Source organism: Micromonospora sp. NPDC005171, from assembly GCF_040608575.1.
Taxonomy (GTDB): Bacteria; Actinomycetota; Actinomycetes; order Mycobacteriales; family Micromonosporaceae; genus Micromonospora.
In genome coordinates, this window is sequence record NZ_JBEXIM010000082.1 from 1 (window position 1) to 2251 (window position 2251).

At 65.7% G+C, this 2251-nt stretch carries 1 pseudogene; it reads right to left on the reverse strand.

Features of this window, described 5'->3' with window-relative positions:
- Nucleotides 1-2122 (reverse strand): annotated as a pseudogene (locus tag ABZU74_RS33975) (sugar-binding protein); the annotation flags it as partial.
- Nucleotides 2123-2251 lie beyond the last annotated feature (129 nt).

The window sequence follows — 2251 nt, forward strand, 5'->3', positions numbered from 1 at the left end:
CGTCGTACGAGTCGGTGACCCGGCCGTAGCTGTCGTAGGTCGACCGTGCGGTGGTCTGCCAGACGTAGGCGCCGCTGGTGTAGTCCTTGGCGGTCTGGGTCATCGTGGCGTTGCCCTTGGACGGTGCGGCCGCCTGCGGGAACGTCGTGGCGAAGTCGGCCACGTCGTAGAAGGTCCGTTCGGCCTTCACCACCTGCGCGGGCCGGTTGACGCTGCCCGGGGCGGTCAACGTGTTGACGCTGCCCGGCTCGGAGGCGGGGCTGCCCTGGGTGAACCCGCCACACGCCACCGAGACGGTTTCGGTCTGGCTGACCAGCCCGGCGAGGTTCTTGGCGGTGTTGGTCGGGGCGTAGGTGTAGGTGGTGCACTGGTTGTACGCCGCGTCGACCGGCACCGTGTAGGTGTAGGTGTTCTTCAGCAAACCGAACGTGGCGCTGGTGATGGTCGCGTCGTAGCTGTTGTCCGTGGCGGTGTACCGCCACGTCACGGAACCACTCGCGGTGACCGCCTGCCGCGCGTACGTCTTTGCAGGTTCGACTCGCTGCGCCGTCAACGCCGACAACCCGGTGCGGGAACGCGTCGCGGTCGCCCCGGACACCCAGTAGGAGGTGATGGTGGAGGAGTCGACCCGGCCACCTTCGCCGAGGTACTGGGTGGTTTCCAACTCCTTGCCGGCGAGTTCGTCGACGTCTTCGTGGGTGCCGCCGGCGGAGTCGGTCAGGTTCACCACGGTGCTGTTGTTGTTCTTCGACATGCCGCGGTAGTAGGCGGTTTCGGCTTGGGTGCGGCGGTCGTTGACGCCGTCGCCGGTGAAGGTCTGCACCTTGGCGTAGCCGCGGAACTGGCCGTAGCTGCGGTACTTGGTCTTGACGACCTCGTTCTCGTCGTAGTGCCACGCCGCGCCGCCCAGGTACTTGTAGCTGGTCGACAAAGCCGCGGCACCGCCGGTCGGGTCGGTGGAGGTGACCCGGGTGACGGCGTACTTGTGGAACCAGTCCTTGAACGGGTCGGTGTACCCGTCCGGGGTCCAGTAGACCGGGTAGCAGGACTTCGTGTTCGCCGCCGGGTCTGTGCTCACCGGCGCCGTGCACGGCACCGGCAACTCGTAGCTGGGGCTGATCACCGATCCGGTCTCGGTGGTGATCGTCGCGACGCGCTGCCGGTAGAACGACGGCAACCCACCGGCGGTGTCGACCCGGTTGGGTAGCTTCACGCCGGTGAACGACACCGACGGCAACGTGATCGCCGCCGTCGACCCACCCGCGCTGGTGTCATGACCAGTACGGGTGATCCCGCTCAGCCACAACGTCGGTGACGTGCCGTCACCGGTGGCCGGCATGCTCTGCGACAGGGCGTACGAGTCGACCTTCTCGTAGGTCGAGGTCGCCGTGTTGTACTGCTTCGCCTCGATCGAGGTCAGCCGGACGGTGGAGAAGAACGACGGGCTCCAGTCGTCACAGTCGGCCCCCGAGGCGCAGATCAGGTCGAACGGCACGTCCGGCCAGTTCGCCTTGTTCGTCGAATTCAACGGCTGACACGTCCCCGACAGGCACCGGTCACCGGTGTTGAACACCACCTGATTCGCCACCGTGCCGTACGCGCCACCGTCGGTGAACCCGTAGTCGATGCGCGCCAAGTTGCTGTCGCGGATGTAGGACACATCCGAGGCGCCCTTGTTACGGCCGTAGAAGTTCGTGGCCTGGTTGTAGTAGTACGCCATCGCGTTACCGTTGGTGTCGGTGACGTAGTCCAGGTTCCACCGGTACGCCATCGTGCACACCGACGACGAGAAACCCGCCGAGTCGTAACACGGATCCCCCGAGTGCGGCGAATACACCGGGCTGTGGTCCACCGACTTCGTCTCCGCCTTACCCGACGCCCAACCCGGCAACCGGTTACGACCGAACTCGTAACTGGTGCCGTCGCGCAACGTCACCCGCCAGTAATCGGTGTTGTACGTCCCCGTGCCGTTGTTCGCGTTCTCGACGTGGGTGACGACCTCACCGTTGTCCGACTCCGGCTTCCACACCTGCTTCGCTGCATCCCACACCAACGCCGTCGACGAACCATTCAACGACAACGTCAACAACGGGCCGTCGTAGCAGCGGTCCGGCGTCTTCACCGGCGACGCGCTACCACCCGGCTCATCCATACACGAGGCGAACGTCTGCTCCACATACGACCGCGGCGTGGACCACCCATCGCCCACCCACGACGACTGCGCGTTCGTCGACGCCGTCTGCCCATCCAC